This is a genomic window from Nonomuraea sp. NPDC003214, from assembly GCF_053590035.1.
Map to the genome: position 1 here is coordinate 296298 of NZ_JBSFSX010000005.1, position 18066 is coordinate 314363.

The 18066-nt window shown below is 72.6% G+C and carries 15 protein-coding genes; 8 read left to right on the plus strand and 7 right to left on the minus strand.

The genetic code is table 11. The features are described from left to right. The first annotated feature begins 99 nt into the window (after nucleotides 1–99). From ACWDXC_RS17155 to ACWDXC_RS17175, 5 genes are all read left to right on the plus strand, one after another. The gene (locus ACWDXC_RS17155) at nucleotides 100–753 is read left to right on the plus strand and encodes an ABC transporter permease (protein ID WP_449982607.1); all 654 of its coding nucleotides are present in this window, start codon (nucleotides 100–102) and stop codon (nucleotides 751–753) included. Further along, entirely contained in the window at nucleotides 740–1738 is a 999-nt protein-coding gene (locus ACWDXC_RS17160; protein WP_308125883.1) for an ABC transporter ATP-binding protein, read from the plus strand. Before ACWDXC_RS17155 ends, ACWDXC_RS17160 begins: the two co-directional genes overlap by 14 nt. Beyond that, nucleotides 1728–2495, plus strand: coding sequence for an ABC transporter permease (locus ACWDXC_RS17165; protein WP_219508026.1), 768 nt, complete (start codon nucleotides 1728–1730; stop codon nucleotides 2493–2495). Before ACWDXC_RS17160 ends, ACWDXC_RS17165 begins: the two co-directional genes overlap by 11 nt. 47 nt (nucleotides 2496–2542) lie before the next feature. After that, nucleotides 2543–3511: a glycine betaine ABC transporter substrate-binding protein gene (locus ACWDXC_RS17170; RefSeq protein WP_449982611.1), complete on the plus strand. Its 969-nt coding sequence runs from the start codon at nucleotides 2543–2545 to the stop codon at nucleotides 3509–3511. Between the two features lie 187 nt (nucleotides 3512–3698). Next, on the plus strand, nucleotides 3699–7100 hold the full coding sequence (locus ACWDXC_RS17175) for a M28 family peptidase (RefSeq protein ID WP_449982613.1): 3402 nt from the start codon (nucleotides 3699–3701) through the stop codon (nucleotides 7098–7100). Nucleotides 7101–7161: 61 nt separating this feature from the next. On the opposite strand, the gene ACWDXC_RS17180 is transcribed toward ACWDXC_RS17175, so the two are convergent. From ACWDXC_RS17180 to ACWDXC_RS17200, 5 genes are all read right to left on the minus strand, one after another. Then, nucleotides 7162–9993 (minus strand): ATP-binding protein, encoded by a 2832-nt coding sequence (locus ACWDXC_RS17180; protein WP_364174934.1) that lies wholly within the window; start codon nucleotides 9991–9993, stop codon nucleotides 7162–7164. 120 nt (nucleotides 9994–10113) lie between these two features. Beyond that, the gene (locus tag ACWDXC_RS17185) at nucleotides 10114–10542 is read right to left on the minus strand and encodes a hypothetical protein (protein WP_219508019.1); all 429 of its coding nucleotides are present in this window, start codon (nucleotides 10540–10542) and stop codon (nucleotides 10114–10116) included. Nucleotides 10543–10559: 17 nt separating this feature from the next. After that, a complete protein-coding gene (locus ACWDXC_RS17190) occupies nucleotides 10560–11363 on the minus strand; it encodes a glycerophosphodiester phosphodiesterase (RefSeq protein WP_449982618.1) in 804 nt (267 codons plus the stop codon). Between the two features lie 88 nt (nucleotides 11364–11451). After that, nucleotides 11452–12591, minus strand: coding sequence for a phospholipase D-like domain-containing protein (locus ACWDXC_RS17195; RefSeq protein ID WP_449982621.1), 1140 nt, complete (start codon nucleotides 12589–12591; stop codon nucleotides 11452–11454). A 132-nt stretch (nucleotides 12592–12723) separates the two neighbouring features. Beyond that, entirely contained in the window at nucleotides 12724–13737 is a 1014-nt protein-coding gene (locus ACWDXC_RS17200; RefSeq protein WP_449982624.1) for a hydroxyacid dehydrogenase, read from the minus strand. Between the two features lie 124 nt (nucleotides 13738–13861). Here ACWDXC_RS17200 and ACWDXC_RS17205 point away from each other — a divergent pair, with 124 nt between their 5' ends. Genes ACWDXC_RS17205 through ACWDXC_RS17215 form a run of 3 tightly spaced genes read left to right on the plus strand, consistent with a single transcriptional unit; the run spans nucleotide 13862 to nucleotide 15824 of the window. Continuing rightward, the gene (locus tag ACWDXC_RS17205; RefSeq protein WP_449982627.1) at nucleotides 13862–14575 is read left to right on the plus strand and encodes a polysaccharide deacetylase family protein; all 714 of its coding nucleotides are present in this window, start codon (nucleotides 13862–13864) and stop codon (nucleotides 14573–14575) included. A 36-nt stretch (nucleotides 14576–14611) separates the two neighbouring features. Continuing rightward, nucleotides 14612–15442, plus strand: a complete 831-nt coding sequence (locus ACWDXC_RS17210) for an NAD-dependent protein deacetylase (protein ID WP_449982630.1) — start codon at nucleotides 14612–14614, stop codon at nucleotides 15440–15442. Between the two features lie 4 nt (nucleotides 15443–15446). Beyond that, complete coding sequence (locus tag ACWDXC_RS17215) at nucleotides 15447–15824, plus strand: YchJ family protein (protein WP_449982633.1); 378 nt, start codon at nucleotides 15447–15449, stop codon at nucleotides 15822–15824. 4 nt (nucleotides 15825–15828) lie between these two features. Here the strand turns inward: ACWDXC_RS17215 and ACWDXC_RS17220 are convergent, their stop codons facing one another. Next, complete coding sequence (locus ACWDXC_RS17220) at nucleotides 15829–16161, minus strand: hypothetical protein (protein WP_449982635.1); 333 nt, start codon at nucleotides 16159–16161, stop codon at nucleotides 15829–15831. A 9-nt stretch (nucleotides 16162–16170) separates the two neighbouring features. Further along, nucleotides 16171–17892, minus strand: coding sequence for a hypothetical protein (locus ACWDXC_RS17225; protein ID WP_449982638.1), 1722 nt, complete (start codon nucleotides 17890–17892; stop codon nucleotides 16171–16173). Nucleotides 17893–18066: the final 174 nt, after the last annotated feature.

Here is an 18066-nt window from a genome sequence, read left to right on the forward strand (position 1 = left end):
ATAACAACTGGGTTGCGCTCATCGCAACAGATTTTGCGATGAGCGCAACTAGCCATACGTTTACATTCCCATGCAACTGTAAGCGAAGGCGGTTACTTCATGACTTTCAGCGAGTACGTGGTCTCCCGATGGGACACCCTCTCGCTGGCTGCCGCCGAACACGCCCTGGTCGTGGCCATCGCGATCGGCATCGCCACGGCCGTGGGCGTCGGCATCGGGCTCCTGACGTACGAGACCCCGAAAGCGCGTGGCGCCTCCCTGGCGCTGTCCGCCGGCATTCTGACCATTCCCTCCCTGGCCCTGCTGACCCTGCTCATCCCGTTCACCGGCCTCGGCTGGGGCTCCACGCTGATCGCGCTGACCGGGTACGCGTTCCTGCCGATCATCAGGAACACCGTGACCGGCCTGCGCGGCGTGGACGCCGCCACCGTCGAGGCCGGGCGGGGGATGGGCCTGAGCAGCGCGCGCGTGCTGCTGCGGGTCCGGCTGCCGCTCGCCTGGCCGCTGATCCTGGCGGGGGTGCGCATCTCCACGCAGATGCTCATCGGCATCGCCGCCATCGCGGCCTACGTCGACGGCCCCGGACTGGGCAACCAGATCTTCGAAGGGCTGGCACGGCTGGGATCGGTCAACTCGCTCAACGCGACGCTCGCAGGCACGCTCGGCATCGTGGTGATCGCGGTGCTGTTCGACGCCGGCTTCTCCGCCGTCCGCCTTCTGACCACCCCGAGGGGGCTTCGTGTTCGACCGTGATCCCGCAGGCGTCCGCATCGAGCTGCGGGAGCTGACCAAGCACTACCCGGGGCAGCCCGCCCCAGCGGTCGACAACGTCAGCCTCGACATCCCGGCGGGCGAGCTCGTCGTCTTCGTCGGCCCGTCGGGCTGCGGCAAGACCACCACCATGAAGATGATCAACCGGCTGGTCGAGCCCACGTCCGGCCAGATCCGCATCGGCGGCCAGGACGTCCTCGGCCTGCACCCCGACGAGCTGCGCCGGCACATCGGCTACGCGATCCAGCAGGTCGGCCTGTTCCCGCACCTGACCGTCGGGCAGAACGTGGCGATGGTGCCCAAGCTGCTCGGCTGGCCGGCCGCCAAGGTGGCCGCCCGCGTGGAGGAGCTGCTGGAGCTGGTGAGCCTGGACCCCGGCACGTTCCGCGACCGCTACCCGCGCCAGCTCTCCGGCGGCCAGCAGCAGCGCGTCGGCGTCGCCCGCGCGCTGGCGGCGGACCCGCCGGTCATGCTCATGGACGAGCCGTTCGGCGCGACCGACCCGATCACCCGCGAGCACCTGCAGAACGAGTTCGCCAAGCTCCAGAAGCAGCTCCGCAAGACGATCATCTTCGTCACGCACGACTTCGAGGAGGCGATCCGGCTGGGCGACCGCATCGCGGTGCTGCGCGAGCGCTCGCACATCGCCCAGTACGACACGCCGGCCAACATCCTGGCGGCCCCGGCCGACGACTACGTGGCGGGGTTCATCGGCCAGGACGCCACGCTCAAGCGCCTGGCGCTGCTCAGGGTCGAGGACGTGCCGTACGAGAGCCCGCTGCCGGACCCGGCGCTGCCCGCGGTGGCGGCCGGCGCGACGCTGCGCGAGGCGCTGGACACGATGGTCGCGCACGCGGCGGACCGGTGCTCCACGCCGTCCGGCGTGATCACGTACGCCGCGCTGTGCGGCGCGGTGGGCACGGCCCATGAACAAGCCCCGGAGGAAGTGACGGCCGGTGACCGCTGAGACCCTCGCCGTCGGCACGGCCCGCACCCCCGCCCGCCCCTCCGGCCTGCGCCACCTGATCGCGCCCGCCGCCATCGCGGCGGCCCTGGTCACCCTGTACGCGTGGGTGAGCACGCTGGAGCTGGACTCGATCGAGCGGCGCAGCCTCAACCAGGCGGTGCTCGTCGACAAGACCGTCGAGCACCTGCAGATGACGGTCGCCGCCACCGCCCTGGTCGTGGTGATCGCGATCCCGCTCGGCATCGTCGCCTCGCGCTCCAGGAACCGGTTCGTCACCCCGCTCATCCTCACCGCGGGCAACCTCGGCCAGGCGGTGCCGTGCATCGGGCTGCTGGTGCTGGCCACGTTCGTGCTGGGCGTCGGCTTCCAGACCGCGCTGGTCGGGCTCGTCGTCTACGCGGTGCTGCCGGTGCTGCGCAACACCATGGTCGGGGTGCAGCAGATCGACCCGGCCCTCATCGAGGCGGCCCGCGGCATGGGCATGACCAAGGGGCAGATCCTGCGCCGGGTCGAGCTCAAGCTGGCCGTCCCCGCCATCCTCGCCGGGCTGCGCACCGCCCTGGTGCTCACGGTCGGCGTCGCCACGCTGGGCGCGTTCGTGGCCGCCGGCGGCCTGGGCGAGCTGATCATCAACGGGCTCAAGCTGAACCGCATGCCCGTGACCATCGTCGGCGCCGTGCTCACCGCGTGCATCGCGTTCTTCATCGACTGGCTCGGCGGGCTCGCCGAGAACCTGCTCAAGCCACGCGGCATCTGACCTGTCCGCCGATTTCGCCTGATTCACCAAGCAAGAGGTGTCTTTGCATGCTTTCCCGTCCCCTTCGCCAGACGTTCGCCCTGCTCGCCGCCGCAGCCCTGACCGTGACCGCCGCGGGCTGCGGCTCCACTGACGCCGTCGAGGCGTCCAGCGCGGGCGACGAACTGGAGGGCGCGACGTTCGTCGTCGGGTCCAAGGACTTCACCGAGAACATCATGCTCGGCAACATCGCCGTGCAACTGCTGAAGGCGCACGGCGCCGAGGTCGTCGACAAGGTCAACCTCGGCGGCACCGTCACCAACCGCAAGGCCCTCATGGCCGGCGAGATCGACCTGTACTGGGAGTACTCCGGCACCGGCTGGATCGAGCACCTGAAGAACACCACCCCGATCCAGGACCCGGCCGAGCAGTTCAAGGCCACCGCCAGTGCCGACCTGGAGAAGAACGGCGTCCGCTGGATCGGCCCCACCCCGCTGAACAACACCTACGCCCTGGCCATCCGCACCGAGAAGGCCCAGGAGCTCGGCGTCAAGACCGTCTCGGACGTGGCCGAGCTGGCCAGGACCAAGCCGGAGGAGGTCACGATCTGCATCGAGACCGAGTTCTCCACCCGCGACGACGGCCTGCCCGGCCTGTCCAAGGCGTACGACATGAAGATCCCCAAGGACCGGATCGCGCTGCTCGACACCGGCGTCGTCTACACCGAGACGGACAAGGGCGAGACCTGCAACTTCGGCGAGGTCTTCACCACCGACGGGCGCATCGCCGCGCTCGGCCTGACGGTGCTGGAGGACGACAAGAAGTTCTTCCCCGTCTACAACGCCGCCGTCACGATCAAGGACGACCTCTACAAGAAGCACCCGGCGCTGGAGAAGGTGCTGCAGCCGGTGATCGCCAAGCTGGACGACGCCACGATGCAGAAGCTCAACGCCCGTGTGGACGTCGACGGCGAGCAGCCGAAGAAGGTCTCGGCCGACTGGCTGGAGCAGAACGGCTTCCTCGGCGCGGCCTCCTGACCAGCGCTGATCGAAACATCGGTATACGTACGGAGGCACATACGTATTTCCCCGCCTCCGGGTAACGCCTAGCGTCACACGACAAGGCGACACGCTCGCTTTCACCCCCCACTTCCCGGCAGGGCGACCGCATGTGCCCACAAGGCGCGGCTCTGCCATGGGAAGAATCCGAAAGGAGCCTCCCATCGTGAGACGCAAAGCTTTAGTGGCGGCGGCCGTGGGCATCACCACGGCCGCCTCGCTGACTTTGTCGGCATTGCCGGCCGAGGCCAAGCCGCCCGGCGCCCAGAAGGGCCTGGCGGCGGCGGCCGTGGCCGACCCCGAGTCCCGCGCCGCCGCCGTCGCGGACCAGGCCGTGCAGAGCGGGCTGGACAACCTGGTCAAGAGCCCCGACGAGGCCTACCGCCGGGTGGGCGTCACCGCCGGCGCCAACGAGATGTTCTACGTCGCCTACGAGCGCACGTACAAGGGCCTGCCGATGGTCGGCGGCGACGCCGTCGTCGTCACCGACGGGGCGGGCCGCGTCCGCGACACGGTCGCGGCGTCCGGTCCCACCGGCGCCGACGTGCCGACCAAGGCGACCGTCAGCGCGGCCGAGGCGCTCAAGACCGCCAGGACCAAGCTCTCCCGCGTCGACGACACCCGGGCCCCGCGCCTGGTCGTCCTCGCCTGGGGCGACAAGCCCAGGCTGACCTGGGAAGCCGTCGTCTCCGGCATCGCCGGCGGCAAGCCGAGCATCCAGCACGTGTTCGTCGACGCCGTCACCGGCGAGGTCGCCGACTCCTACGACGTGGTCCGGGCCGGCACCGGCAACGGCTACTACTACGGCCAGGTCACGATCGCCACCAGCGGCTCCGGCAGCTCGTACTCGATGACCGACACGAGCAGGCCCGGCATCCGGTGCGGCGGCCAGAACGGCTCCGCCTACACCGGCACCGACGACAGCTGGGGCAACGGCTCCGGCACCAACCTGGAGACCGCCTGCGTCGACGCCCTGTACGGGGTGCAGCGCCAGTGGGACATGCTGCGCGACTGGCTCGGCCGCAACGGCATCAACGGCAACGGCGGCGGCTTCCCCGCCCGCGTCGGGCTCAACGACGTCAACGCCTACTGGAACGGCAGCTACACCAACTTCGGCCACAACCAGGCCAACACCCGGCAGGCCACGCCGATCGACGTGGTGGCGCACGAGTTCGGCCACGCCATCTTCCAGACCACGCCCGGCGGCGCCGGGTCCGGCAACGAGAACGGCGGCCTGAACGAGGCGACGGGCGACATCTTCGGCGCGCTCACCGAGCACTACGCCAACAACCCGAACGACCCGCCGGACTACCTGGTCGGCGAGGAGGTCGACCTGGTCGGCCAGGGCCCGATCCGCAACATGTACAACCCGGGCCTGCTCAACGACCCGAACTGCTACAGCAACCAGATCCCGAACACCGAGGTGCACGCGGCGGCCGGCCCGCTGAACCACTGGTTCTACCTGCTGGCCGAGGGCAGCAACCCGGGCGGCGGCAAGCCGTCGAGCCCGATCTGCTCCGGCGGCCCCTCGTCGGTGACAGGCATCGGCATCCAGGACGCCGGCAAGATCTTCATGAGCGCGCTGGGCCGCAAGACCTCCTCCTGGCGGTACGTGAACGTCCGCTCGGCGTCGGTCGCGGCGGCCGTCGAGCTGTTCGGCGCCAACAGCGCCGCCTGCAACACCACCAAGGCGGCGTGGAACGCGGTGAGCGTGCCGGCGCAGTCCGGCGAGCCCGCCTGCGGCACCCCGGGCAACGACTTCTCGATCGCGCTCAACCCCGCCAGCGGCAGCGCCGAGCCCGGCCAGCAGGCCACGACCGTGGTCAGCACGCAGACCACCTCGGGCAGCTCCCAGACGGTCAACCTGTCGGCCACCGGCCTGCCCAGCGGCACCACGGCCAGCTTCAACCCGGCGTCGGTGACCTCGGGCAACTCCTCCACCCTGACCCTGTCGGTCGGCTCCTCGACGGCGGAGGGCACGTACCCGATCACCGTGACCGGGAGCGGGTCGGCGACGCACACGGCGACGTTCACGCTGACGGTCGGCCCGGGCGGGCCCGTCGAGGTGCCGGACGTGAGCCTGGCCAACGTCAAGGCGCACATCACGCAGTTCCAGTCGATCGCGACCTCCAACGGCGGGAACCGCAGGTCGACCGGGCCCGGCTACACGGCGTCGGTGTCCTACGTCGAGGGCAAGCTGCGCGAGGCCGGCTACACCGTGGTCCGGCAGGCGTGCACCTCCGGCTGCACCAGCGGCTCCGGCCCCAACCTGATCGCCGACTGGCCGGGCGGTGACGACAACCAGGTCATCATGTCCGGCGCGCACCTCGACGGCGTGAGCGCGGGACCCGGCATCAACGACAACGCCTCGGGCTCCAGCGCCCTGCTGGAGGTCGCGCTGACGCTGGCCAGGGAGAACCCGCAGCTGGCCAAGCACGTCAGGTTCGGCTGGTGGACCGACGAGGAGCAGGGCCTGAACGGCTCGGAGTTCTACGTCTCGCGGCTCAGCGCGGCCGACCGGGCCAAGGTCCAGGTCTACTACAACTACGACATGGTCGGCTCGCCCAACGGCGGCTACTTCATCAACAACATCACCACCGCCGGCGCGGCCCCGCTCAAGGAGTTCTACGACGGCCTGAACCTGCGGCCGGAGGAGAACGTCGAGGGCGCCAACCGCTCCGACGACGCCTCCTTCCGCAACGCCGGCATCGCCAGCTCCGGGGTCGCGGCGGGCGCCAGCGCCATCAAGACGGCGACGCAGGCCTCGAAGTGGGGCGGCCAGTCGGGACGCGCGTACGACTCCTGCTACCACGCCGCCTGCGACACCAGCGCCAACATCAACGACACGATCCTCGACCGGGCCTCCGACGCCGCCATGTACGCCGTCTGGAAGCAGGCGGTCGGCGGCGGAACCCCTGACCGGGACTTCTCGGTCTCGGCCAGCCCCGCCTCCGGCACCGTCCAGGCGGGCTCGGCGGCCACCACCACCATCGGCACGACGACCACGGCCGGCACCCCGCAGACCGTGAACCTGTCCGCCTCCGGCCTGCCGCAGGGCGCCACGGCCGGCTTCAACCCGGCCTCGGTGACCTCTGGCGGCTCCTCCACCCTGACGATCACCACCTCGGCCACCACCCCGGCCGGCGACTACAGCATCACCGTCACCGGCACCGGCGAGACGGCCACCCGGACGGTCCGCTACGCGCTGACCGTCGAGGGCGGCTCGGGCGGCCGGACCTTCACCAACGGCACCGACTACCGGATCTACGACTACAGCTACGTGCAGAGTCCCGTCTCGTCCACGGCGAGCGGCACCGCCGCCTCGCCGGTCAGGCTCTCCATCACGATCAGTCACACGTGTGCCGAGGACCTGGACATCTACCTGCGCGGGCCCAACGGCACCTGGTACGCGGTCGACAGGTACGGCGGCACCTCCTGCACGCCGTACGGCACCCGGACGTTCTCCGTCCCGGTGAGTCAGCAGGCCGCGGGCACCTGGGTGCTCTGGGTCGAGGACGTCTACGCCGGTGACACCGGCTTCCTCGACTCCTGGAGCATCACCGTCTAGCGGTTCCGCCTTCGGGCCCCGGCCGGCACCCCCTCCCCGGCCGGGGCCTTCCCCTGTGCGCTCACGGGGGCGGGTCCACCTCGTTGCGGGTGCGCACGCCGAGTTTGTGCAGCACGCTGGCCACGTGCGTGTCGACGGTCCGGCGCGACAGGAACAGCACCTCGGCGATCTCCCGGTTGGTGCGGCCCGACGCGACCAGCCTGGCCACCTCCGCCTCCCGGGGCGACAGCACGCCGCCGCGCCCCCTGCGGCCCCGGCGCGGCGCGCTCGCGCCGATCTCCCGCAGCGCGTGCCGGCAGCGCGCCGCGTCGTGGGAGGCGCCGAGCACCGCGTAGCGCTCGGCCGCGTCGGCGATGATCTGCGCCGCCGCCTCCCGCGCCCCCAGCGCCAGCCGCGCCTCCGCCTCGGCCTCCGCCGCCCGCGCCGCCGCGTACGGGCGCGGCATCGTCTCGTACGCGGCCCGCGCCCCGGCGTGCAGCCTGGCCGCCTCCTCGAACAGGCCGCGCTCGCCGGCCAGCCGGGCCCGCGCCGAGCCGAGCGCCGCCTGCGCCGACGGCGCGTCGCGGCCCGCCACCCCGTCGGCGAACTCGGCCACCAGCGCCTCGGCGTCCGCCCGGCGGCCCGACCTGAGCAGCGCGGCCACCGCCGCCGGGACGAGCTGGTCGCCCCACACCCACACGCCCTTGCGGCGCAGCCTGGCCACCGCCCGGTCCGCCTCGCGCACCGCGCCCTCCAGCGCGTCGCGGGCCAGGTGCAGCTCCACCAGCCCGCCCGAGGCAGCCGCCGCCACCGGCAGGAACGCCGAGTCCACGTCCTGCAGCCCGGCCGCGCCCAGGTGGCAGGCGGCCTCCTCCCACTCGCCGGTCGCCATCGCCAGCATGCCGAGGGCCAGCCGGGCGTCGGCCGCCAGCATCGGCACCTCCGACGTCATCTCCACCACGGCCGCCGCCCGCTCGCGCAGCCCCTCCCAGCGGCCGGTCAGCCAGTCCAGCCGGATCGACGACACGTCCACCAGCCACACCGGGTAGAGGGCGCCGCTCTCCTCGGCGACCCGCCTGCTCTCGCGGGCGAACCTGGCCGCCTCGCCGTAGTGGCCGAGCGCCACCGCGGCGTCGCACAGGTTCGCGTAGCCGCGCGCCACCTGCCGCCGCGCCGCCGCCGACCGGGCGCCCTCCGGCAGCGTCTCCGCCAGCTCGAACGCGTCCGGCGCGCCGACCAGCATCGCCATCGACACCTTGTTGGCGTGCACCGCCGTGCGCAGCTCAGGGTCGTCGGCCGAGCACAGCAGGCTCTCGGCCTGCGCCATCCACTTCTCGTGGCAGGCCAGCGGCTCGCCGCCCCACGACGGCATCGCCAGCAGCGCCAGCCCGCGCGCCGCCACGCCCGGCCGGTCCTCCAGGTCGGCGAGCGCCGCCAGCACCTCCCGGCGGCCCTCGGCCACCGCGCCCGCCTGGTTCGACAGCAGCACGCCCAGGTTCAGCCTGGCCTCGCCGCGTACGTGCCGGGGCAGGAAGTCGTCCGACAGCAGGTGCCGCAGCAGCCGCACCGACCTGCGGTACGACAGGCCGATCGCGGCCACCCGGCTGAGCTGCAACGCCAGCGGGCCCCGCGCGTCGGGCGGCAGCGCCGGGTCGGCCAGCATGCCCTCCAGCACCTCGATGGCCAGCGGCACGTCGCCGACCGCCGCCGCGTGCTCCGAGGCGGCCCCGCCGTGCCGCCGCCAGGCCGCCAGTTCGCCCGCCCGCCGCGCGTGGTAGGCGAGCTGCACCAGCGGCGGCGGGTCCAGCCCGGCCAGCGCGGCCATCGCCCGGCCGTGGATCAGCCGCCGGTCCGGGCCCGGGATCGCGTCGTAGACCGCCTGCTGGGCCAGCGCGTGGCGGAACCCGTACAGCGCGTCGGGCCGCTCCAGCAGCACCCCGGCCCGCAGCGCCTCGCGCAGCCCGTGGGCGGCGGCGCCGGAGCCCGACACGGCGGCGATCAGCGACTCGTCGGCGGGCAGCCGCAGCACGGCGGCGGCCTGCACCGCGTGCAGGGCGGCGGGGGACAGGCCGGCCAGCCGCTCGGCCATCGCCTCCCGCAGCAGCACCGGCACCGCGATCCGGTCCAGCGCCTCCTCGTCGCCGGGCTCCTGGAGCGACCGCACGACCTCCTCGATCACGAACGGCACCCCGGCCGTCCGCTCGTGCAGCCGCGCCGCGAACCCGGCCGTCACGGGGGCGCCGCCCAGCAGCTCGCCGGCGAGCGCCCGTACGCCCGCCACGTCGAGCGACGTCAGCGAGATCACCTCGCTCGTCACGTCGGGCGGGTGCCGGTAGGCGTGCCCGAACGGCAGCCCCGGCACCGGCAGATCCTCCCGCCGGAACGTCACCACCAGCGCCAGCCCCTCGGGCGGCCGGCCGATGAGGAAGCGCAGCAGGTCACGGGTGCCGTCGTCGGCCCAGTGCAGGTCCTCCACGACCAGCACCACGGGCGCGGCCACGGCCAGCAGCGCGTGCACGCCGCGGAACAGCCGGTGCCGCTCGGCGCGCGGGTCGTCCAGCGGCGGCGGCGTCGGAGCCGGCGGCAGGTGCCCGGCCAGCTCGGGAAGGTAGCCGCCCACGGCCCCCGTCACCGGGTTGAGCCGGTCCCGGCCCGGCAGCGCGCCGCCGATCTGCCGCAGCGCGTCGAAGACCGGCCCGTACGGGAACGGCTCGCGGATCTGGTGACAGTGCCCGAGCAGCACGGTGTGGCGGTCCGGATCCAGCCGGTCGACGGCCGTCCGGACCAGCCGGGTCTTCCCGATGCCCGCCTCGCCCTGGACGAGGGCCACGGCGGGCGGACGGGTGATCGCGCCGATGAGCGCTCGCAGGTGCGCGTCGCGGCCCACCAGCGCGGGAGATGCCTCGCTCGTCATCGGCGTCTCCGAGCCAGTGCGGTTTTACTGCCTCTGCCGACACCTGTTATCCACCACTTGTTACCGAGTGGTCAACACTTGGTTGGGTTTCGGGGGTTATCGGTTACCTGCGGGAAGCCTTTACGGTGCCGCCTCGTGACCGGGCAGGCCCGGCGTGCGCCTGCGCTGCTTCATCTCCGCCTCGTGGACGTGGCGGCGGCCCCCGGCCAGCCGGTCGCGCACGTGCGCCTCCATCTCCTGGAAGGCCGCGTAGTACAGCGCGTCGTACTCCTCGACCACCTGGAACGTCCACCGGCCGTCGATCACGTTCAGCCCGATGAGCTCCCGCTCGACGCGGTCGGCCAGCTCCTGGTGCCCGGTCCGGCGCAGCAGCTCGACGGCCCGGTCGAGGCGGGCGTCGGCGCTGCCCGTGAGCTGGTGCCACGCGTACAGGTGGCCCCGCGCCCGGTGCGTCGTCTCCAGCGCCTCGCTCAGCGCGCCCAGTGCCTCGACCGTCTCGTCCGACATGCCCTCCGGGCGGAGGTGATCGGGATCCTGCTCTGTCGCCATGCCGTCCCGGCTACCCGTCAAAGGGCGTCGAGAACGTCGGGCCGGTTGGTGATGATGCCGTCCACGCCATGGGCGACCAGCCGGCGCATGGCGGCCGCGTCGTCCACCGTCCAGGCGAACACCCGCATCCCGTGCCGCTGCACGAGCCGCACGTAGTCGCGGGTCAGGCCGCCGTACGGCGGGTTGACCTGGTCGGCGAACTCCGACAGCGCATCCAGCTCGGCGGCCGGCGGGGCGCCGAGCAGCCCGATCGCGGCCTCCGGCATGACGTCGTGGAAGCGGCGCATCGAGCCGTGGTCGAACGACTGCACCACCAGCGGCCCGCGCCACGAGCGGCGCAGCTCCCCGGCCACCCGCGCCTCGATCCCCCGGTACAGGCGCGGCTCCTTGACCTCCACCAGCACGCCGAGCCCGCTGCCGCTCATCTCGCGCAGCGCCTCCCGCAGCGTGGGCACCGGCTCCCCGGCGAAGCGGCGCCCGGACCACGACCCGGCGTCCAGTTCGCGGATCTCCTCCAGGGTGAAGTCGCCCACCCGCCACGGCGCCCGGCCGGGGAAGACCCGCTCGGCGTCGGTGGTGCGGGCCAGCGTGGCGTCGTGCATGAGGACGGGCTGGCCGTCGCGGGTCAGCCGCACGTCCAGCTCGAACGCGTCGGCGCCCAGCTCGGCGGCCAGCCGGAAGGCCGACAGCGTGTTCTCCGGCGCGTAGGCGGACGCGCCGCGATGGGCGACGTTGGCCACCGGGGCCGCCGAGGCCGCCGTCGCGGGGGTGAGGAACAGGGCCAGTACGGTCATGACGATCAAGCCGGCGAGACGGAACATGGATCTCCTCGTACTCGGGAGCGGCCGATGTGCCGAATCTGACTGACCGTCATGACCAACTGTTGAGAGCCACGTGACTCCCAGGTGGCTAGGACGCGGCGGCGGCGCGCATCCTGTCGAAGTTCGCCACGAACTGGGCGTGAATCGCCTTGTTGTTGAGCCGCAGCAGGGTGTCGTCGTTGCGGCGCAGCGACGTCTGGTTGTAGTTGTGGCTGCCCGTGTAGACCCAGCCGTCGACCAGCAGGTACTTGGAGTGGATGCGGCCGGGCAGCGCGCTGCCGGAGCTCAGCGTGCGCAGCTCGATCCTCGGCTCGGCGCGCAGCGCCGCCTCCACCTCCGCGTCCAGCACGCCCGCGACGACCTGCACCGTGCACCCCTGGCGGGCCAGCTCGGCCAGCCGTTCGGCGATCGCGACCCGGTAGCCGTCCCACTCCGACATGCCGACGCGGATCGGGGCGCCGTCGCGGCAGGAGACCCCGTCCAGCGCCTCCACGATCGGGTCGCCCTCGGCGCTGGGGAAGAAGTGCGCCCGCACCGAGCCGCCCGCCGCCCCCGTCCGCACGACCCGGTCGTAGTCGAGGCTTTTCCGCTCGGCGGCCAGGTCGGCGAAGTAGGAGGCGTACGCCTCGTGCAGCCGCCGGTTGCCCGCCAGCACGACGGCGTTGTTCCAGTACGTGGTCGAGTTCAGGTTCGTCAGGTTGGCCGACGACTGCACGACCACGTCGGACGCGCCTCCCGTACGGGAGAACAGGTAGAACTTGTTGTGCTGCCCCTTGTCCCCGACGCAGGCGGCGGTGCCGCCCGACATCGGCCCGGAGCACACGTGCGCGAACGAGGCAGCCGAGGTGTCCGTGCCCAGGACGGCGGCGAGCCGCTCGGCCACCGCCTTGCCGCGCGCGTCGCCGTCCAGCACCACCTGCACCCGCACGCCCCGCTCGTGCGCCTTGAGCAGCTCGGCGGCGAACTCGCTGCCGGCCGTGCCCGACATGACGAAGTGCGCGATCCTGATGCCGGCCCCGGCGGGGGTCTGGCGGACCAGGTCGCAGAGCCTGCTCACGATGGCGACCGGGTCACCGCCCACCGGCTCGCTGAACACCGCCCCGGAGGTCACCGGCGTGCGCGGCGCGCCGGCGCACGACGACGACGTGCCGGCTGCGGCGGGGGCGGCGACGGCCCCGGAGCCCAGCAGGGCCCCGATCGCCAGGGTGGACAGGATCGCGCTACGCATGGTGCCACTACTTCCTTCGACGAACTGCTGCGCGGCGATCCTGGCCGGTCGCGGCGACGGCAGCCTGAAGGCGAGGTCAACGCCCGGCGAACGTCAAGGGCGCGACGGCGCCGCGCGAGCCGGTCCCGGGGGTCAGGCGCTCACCGCGATGTCGTCGGCGGTGACGGCCGCGCGCGGCGGACGCCCGGACAGGTAGCGTTCGAGCTCGTCGAGCGCGCTCTCGCTCATCCGCCGGGTCTCGGACCCGAGGGACCCGGCGACGTGCGGGGTGATCATGACGTTGGGCAGGTCGTACAGCGGCGAATCGGCCGGCAGCGGCTCCGGCTCGGTGACGTCGAGGATCGCGTGGAGCCGCCCGGAGCCGCACTCGCGCTCCAGGGCGGCGGTGTCGAGGACGGAGCCGCGCGCGGTGTTGATGACCGTCGCGCCGTCCCGGAGCAGGGCCAGCTCCGCCGCGCCGATCAGGTGGCGGGTGGCCGGCAGCGCGGGGACGTGCAGGGTGAGCACGTCGCAGGCGCGCAGCAGCTCGGGCAGCGGGACCAGCCGGCCGCCCGCGGCCGCCACCTCGCCGGCGTCCGCGTACGGGTCGGCCACCAGCACGTCGACCTCCAGGGCGCGCAGCCGCTCGGCGACCCGGCGGCCGGTGCGCGAGAAGCCGACGATGCCGACCGTGCGCTCGCGGTTGGACAGCTCGCCGCGCCGCTCCAGGTAGGACCAGTCGTCGCGGTGCCTGCGCGCGTCCTGGGCGAGGAACGGGGCCTTCTTGCCCGCGAAGATGACCGCCGCGAGCGTGAACTCGGCGACCGCGATCGCGTTCACGTCGGCGGCGTTGGTGACGAGGATGCCGCGCCGCCACACCTCGTCGGTGACGAACGGGCGCACCGTGCCCGCGCAGTGGAAGACCGCGCGCAGCTCGGGGGCGTCGGCCAGCACCTCGGCGGTCAGCGGCGGGCAGCCCCACGAGGTGATCAGCACCTCGGTCCGGCGCAGCAGTCCGCGCACCCGCTCGTCGCCGAAACCGGTGACCGGGAGCGGCTCGGCGACCTCGGCGAGGGCGCGCAACCGGCGTAACTGCGGCTCCTGGAACTGCACGCGGAAGTGCGCGGGGTCCATGACCAGCAGGGCCCGTGGCCGTCGTCCTGTCACTCGAGTCCCTTCGGCGTCCGTGGGCAAGCGCTTACCGGGGTGGTGTCCGATCATGTCCATCGGGAAGCCCACTCTTCCACATAACCAATCAAAGCGGTCAGCCCCTGATTACACTGCTGCACTCATGAACACATCCCGGACCCGCAGGGCGCTGGCGGTCGCCGTCGCGCTGCTGGTGCTCGTCGCCGTGAGCGGCTACCTGGTCATGAACGCGCGGACGTTCCAGCTGGCCGGACGCCTGGTGGACCGGGTCGAGACGGGCGAGAAGGTCGTGGCGCTGACGTTCGACGACGGGCCCGACGAGCACACCCAGGAGATCATCGACGTGCTCGCCGCCGAGAAGGCGCGCGCCACCTTCTTCGTCGTCGGGTCGCAGCTGCGCGCGTGGCCGCAGCACGGGAAGGCGCTCGTCGCGGCCGGGCACCAGCTCGGCAACCACACGTTCACGCACCGGCGGATGGTGTTCGTGCCGCCCTCGACGGTCGAGGCGGAGATCGAGCCGACCGACGCGCTCATCCGGCAGGCGGGGGAGCGGGGCGACATCCCGTTCCGGCCGCCGACCGGCAAGAAGCTGCTCACGCTGCCGCTCTACCTGGCCGGGCACGACCGCGTCACCGTCATGTGGGACGTGGAGCCCGACTCCGGCGCCACCCCTGCCGCCGCCGAGATCGTCACCCTGGTCCGCGAGCAGGTCAGGCCGGGCTCGATCATCCTGCTCCACCCCTGGTACGGGAGCGGGCGCGAGACCCGCGCGGCCATCGCCGGCGTGGTGAGAGGGCTGCGCGCCGACGGCTACCGGTTCGTCACGGTCGCCGAACTGCTCGCCGATACCCGGTGACGCGGCCGGTTTGACGCTTTCGGGCACCATGGAAGGGTGAGCGAGAGCGCGAAAAGGTCGCTGGCGGAGCTGGTCGGCGGCGGCGGGGTGGTGGTGCTCAGCGGGGCGGGCCTGTCCACCGAGTCCGGCATCCCCGACTACCGGGGCCCGACGGGCCGCGCCCGCAAGGCCGACCCGATGACCTACCAGCAGTTCGTCGGCAGCGAGGCGGCCCGCCGCCGCTACTGGGCGCGCAGCCACGTCGGCTGGCGGCAGATCGAGGCCGCCCGCCCCAACGACGGCCACCGGGCGGTCGCCGAGCTCGAACGGCGCGGCCTGGTCGCGGGCGTCGTCACCCAGAACGTCGACGGCCTGCACCAGGCCGCCGGCGCCCGCCGGGTGATCGAGCTGCACGGCGGCCTGGACCGGGTGGTCTGCCTGTCGTGCCGCGAACGCACCCCGCGCCTCGACCTCGACGCCCGCCTGCGCGCGGCCAACCCCGGCTGGGACGCCGAGGGCCGCATCAACCCCGACGGCGACGCCGAGCTGACCGCCGAGCAGGAGCAGAGCTTCCGCCTGGTGCCCTGCCTGACCTGCGGCGGCGTCCTCAAGCCCGACGTGATCTTCTTCGGCGAGAACGTGCCCCGGGTCCGCGTGGACGAGTGCTCGGCCCTCGTGGCCGCCGCCCGCGCCCTGCTCGTGCTCGGCTCGTCCCTGAAGGTGCGCTCGGGGCTGCGCTTCGTCACCAAGGCCGCGGAGCTCGGCATCCCCATCGCCATCGTCAACCAGGGCCCGACCGGCGGCGACGCCGACGCCCTGCTCACCCTCGACGCCCCGCTCGGCCCCACGCTCACCGACCTGACCGGCAGGCTCGTCCCGGCACAATAGGGGGATGGGATGTCACTGCGGGCTGGCCGCCCCCTACCGCGACTGCTGCGGACGCTTCCACCGGGGGGAGGGCGCGGCGCCCACGGCGGAGTCGCTGATGCGGTCGCGGTTCAGCGCGTTCGCCGTGGGTGACGAGGGCTACCTGCTGCGGACCTGGCATCCGGCGACCCGGCCGGCCGGCGTGGGGCTCGACCGGCGGGTGCGGTGGACCGGGCTGGAGATCCTGGAGACCACCGGCGGGAGCGTCGTGCACACCGAGGGCACCGTGCGGTTCCGGGCCCACTACCGGGAGCGGGGCCGGGCGGGCGCGATGGAGGAGCACAGCAGGTTCGTCCGGGTGGACGGCCTGTGGGTGTACGAGGGCGCGCTCGACAGCCGGTGACCGATCAGGCGAACAGCGCCTGGATCTGCGCCACGACCTCGACGATGGCCGTCACCTCGGCGGCCCGCGCCGAGAGCCGCCGCAGCGCGTCGAGGACGCGGCCCCGGTCCGGCTCGGCCTCCGCCAGCTCCTGCCGGACGTCGGCGGCGTCGCGGCGGGCCCGGGCGGGCTCGGCCAGCTCCGCCTCGTGCTCGGCCAGCAGCCGGTCGAGCCGGTCCAGCAGCAGGCTCGCCTCGCCCGAGCCGCCGTGGTTGACGGTGGCGCGGGCGTTCGGGCCCATCGCGATCGGGCCGTTGACCGTGCCGCCGTCGATGCGGATGCCGTACTGGTCTGCCATGGCCGCCTCTCAGCCCCGGGTGTGGTGGTGGGACGACGCCGACGCCCGCGTGCCCATCGCGATGGGGCCGTTGACGACGCTGTCGCGCACCGACATGTTCATCATGACGTTGGCCGCCTGCATCCGGTACGTGCCGGTCTCGATCTCCTTGTCCTCCAGGTAGTCGAGCACGGCCTCGGTGAGCCGGTGCTCGATCAGCTTGACGTACTTGGCGGTGTCGAGGAGCTGGACGTAGGTCTGCATCCCGTGGCTCGCGCCGAGCTCGCGCACGCTGAGCCGGGCCCCGTACGGGTAGACGACGTGGCGGGACGGATCGAGCGTGACGAACTGCTGGCGGACCGCCCGTACGGCGGTGCGCGTCAGCCGCACGGGCGCGGCCAGGACGTCGCGCAGCAGGAGCAGCTTCAGCGCCCGCACCGACTCCCACGCGATCCGCCAGCCCGGCATGTCCGGCAGCCGGTCGACCACGTGGTACGCCTCCTTGGCCGGCGGCAGCGCGGTCACCACGAACTGGGTGTAGAGCATGCGCCCCTCGACCGCCAGGTAGATGAACGCCGAGGTGACGGCCTCCTGGTCCTCCGCCGGGGCGACCAGGCGGCCCGCCGTGTCGCGGATCTCCTGGCCCTCGTGCGCGATCGTGACACGCTGGTAGTAGCGGACGCCGCCCTGCGGGTGGCGGCTGATGGCGGCGATCTCCTCGGGCGTGGCGTGGTGGCGGGGCCGCCCGTCCTGGCCGATCAGCGGGTGGGCGCCCGGCCAGTCGGTGACCCTGTAGACGCCGCGGGCCACCACGTGGTCGCCGATGTCAAGCCGCCGGATGCCCTCGTTGGGGCGCAGCACCTGGTCGCGCATCTCGGTGAGCCGGGTGCGGACGAAGGCGTGCAGCTCGGCCGGGTCGAGGTCGACGGGCCGCTCGCGCCGCTCGGTGCCCCGGCCGGTCTCGCCGACGGTGCGCACCCGGTCCAGCTCGACGGCGATGGACCAGCTCCGTTCGATGCCGCCGGCGCCCATGAACGCGTCCTCGTTGGCGTACATGGTGACGTTGCCCGTCTGGGCGCGGGCGACGTAGGCGAGGCGGTCGACGGTCCTGGGCTGGTCGGGGCCGGGCTCGGGCGGGGGAGCGCCGGGCTTGAGCGTGCCGGCGAGCGTCGTGTAGACGATGATCCGGTAGAGGATCGCGACGCCGAGCGTGGCCAGCGGCACCAGGAGCAGGCCGGCGTTCTGGAGCAACGCGTACACGAGCACCGCGCCCGCCGTCAGGAAGGTGCCGAAGCCCGCGGCGGCCAGCAGCAGCGCGTAGACGACGAACAGGATCACGTAGCCGCCGAAGGCCCAGAACCACAGCAGCCCGCGCACCAGCATCGGTCCGCGCCGCACCCGTTCCAGCGTGAGCAGCACGAGCGGCACCAGGAACGACAGCCAGCTGATGACGCTCATGGGCGTCAGCGCGAGCCCGAGGAGCAGGATGGCGGTGATCAGCCCGTCGCGGACGACGAGCAGGGAGCGGGAGCGGCGCGCGTGATGGATGATCGGCAGCAGGTCGCATCCCCCATAGGAGGGCGGAACCGCCCTGAAAGGGTCGTCAAGCAATTCGTCCAGCACTTTGTCCCGGAAATCGCTGTCCAGGTACGTGCCGCCGCACAGATAACGGGTGGTGTTGCTCATCCGGGGGGCGCTCATCGCCGTGGGGGGTGTGAGCTGGGGTTCCGCCGGGGAGTGGCTCAGGTCCATGGGGCTCTCCCTGTGAATGTACGAGCGTGAGGACCATATAGGCGGACGGCCCTTTCCCGGATGGGTTGTTATCGAATAGCCGCGCACCGAAACACCGAATCCCGCTTTATGGCGATAAATCCCCCTTAAGGGGTTAAGTTGCGTCACACGCTTATTCCAGGGTGAAACTTTCAC

Coding starts and splice junctions, on each gene's coding strand:
- ACWDXC_RS17155 (WP_449982607.1), top strand. CDS start 100: ATGACTTTCAGCGAGTACGTGGTCTCCCGATGGGACACCCTCTCGCTG.
- ACWDXC_RS17170 (WP_449982611.1), top strand. CDS start 2,543: ATGCTTTCCCGTCCCCTTCGCCAGACGTTCGCCCTGCTCGCCGCCGCA.
- ACWDXC_RS17180 (WP_364174934.1), bottom strand. CDS start 9,993: ATGACGAGCGAGGCATCTCCCGCGCTGGTGGGCCGCGACGCGCACCTG.
- ACWDXC_RS17185 (WP_219508019.1), bottom strand. CDS start 10,542: ATGGCGACAGAGCAGGATCCCGATCACCTCCGCCCGGAGGGCATGTCG.
- ACWDXC_RS17190 (WP_449982618.1), bottom strand. CDS start 11,363: ATGTTCCGTCTCGCCGGCTTGATCGTCATGACCGTACTGGCCCTGTTC.
- ACWDXC_RS17195 (WP_449982621.1), bottom strand. CDS start 12,591: ATGCGTAGCGCGATCCTGTCCACCCTGGCGATCGGGGCCCTGCTGGGC.
- ACWDXC_RS17205 (WP_449982627.1), top strand. CDS start 13,862: ATGAACACATCCCGGACCCGCAGGGCGCTGGCGGTCGCCGTCGCGCTG.
- ACWDXC_RS17215 (WP_449982633.1), top strand. CDS start 15,447: ATGGGATGTCACTGCGGGCTGGCCGCCCCCTACCGCGACTGCTGCGGA.
- ACWDXC_RS17220 (WP_449982635.1), bottom strand. CDS start 16,161: ATGGCAGACCAGTACGGCATCCGCATCGACGGCGGCACGGTCAACGGC.
- ACWDXC_RS17225 (WP_449982638.1), bottom strand. CDS start 17,892: ATGGACCTGAGCCACTCCCCGGCGGAACCCCAGCTCACACCCCCCACG.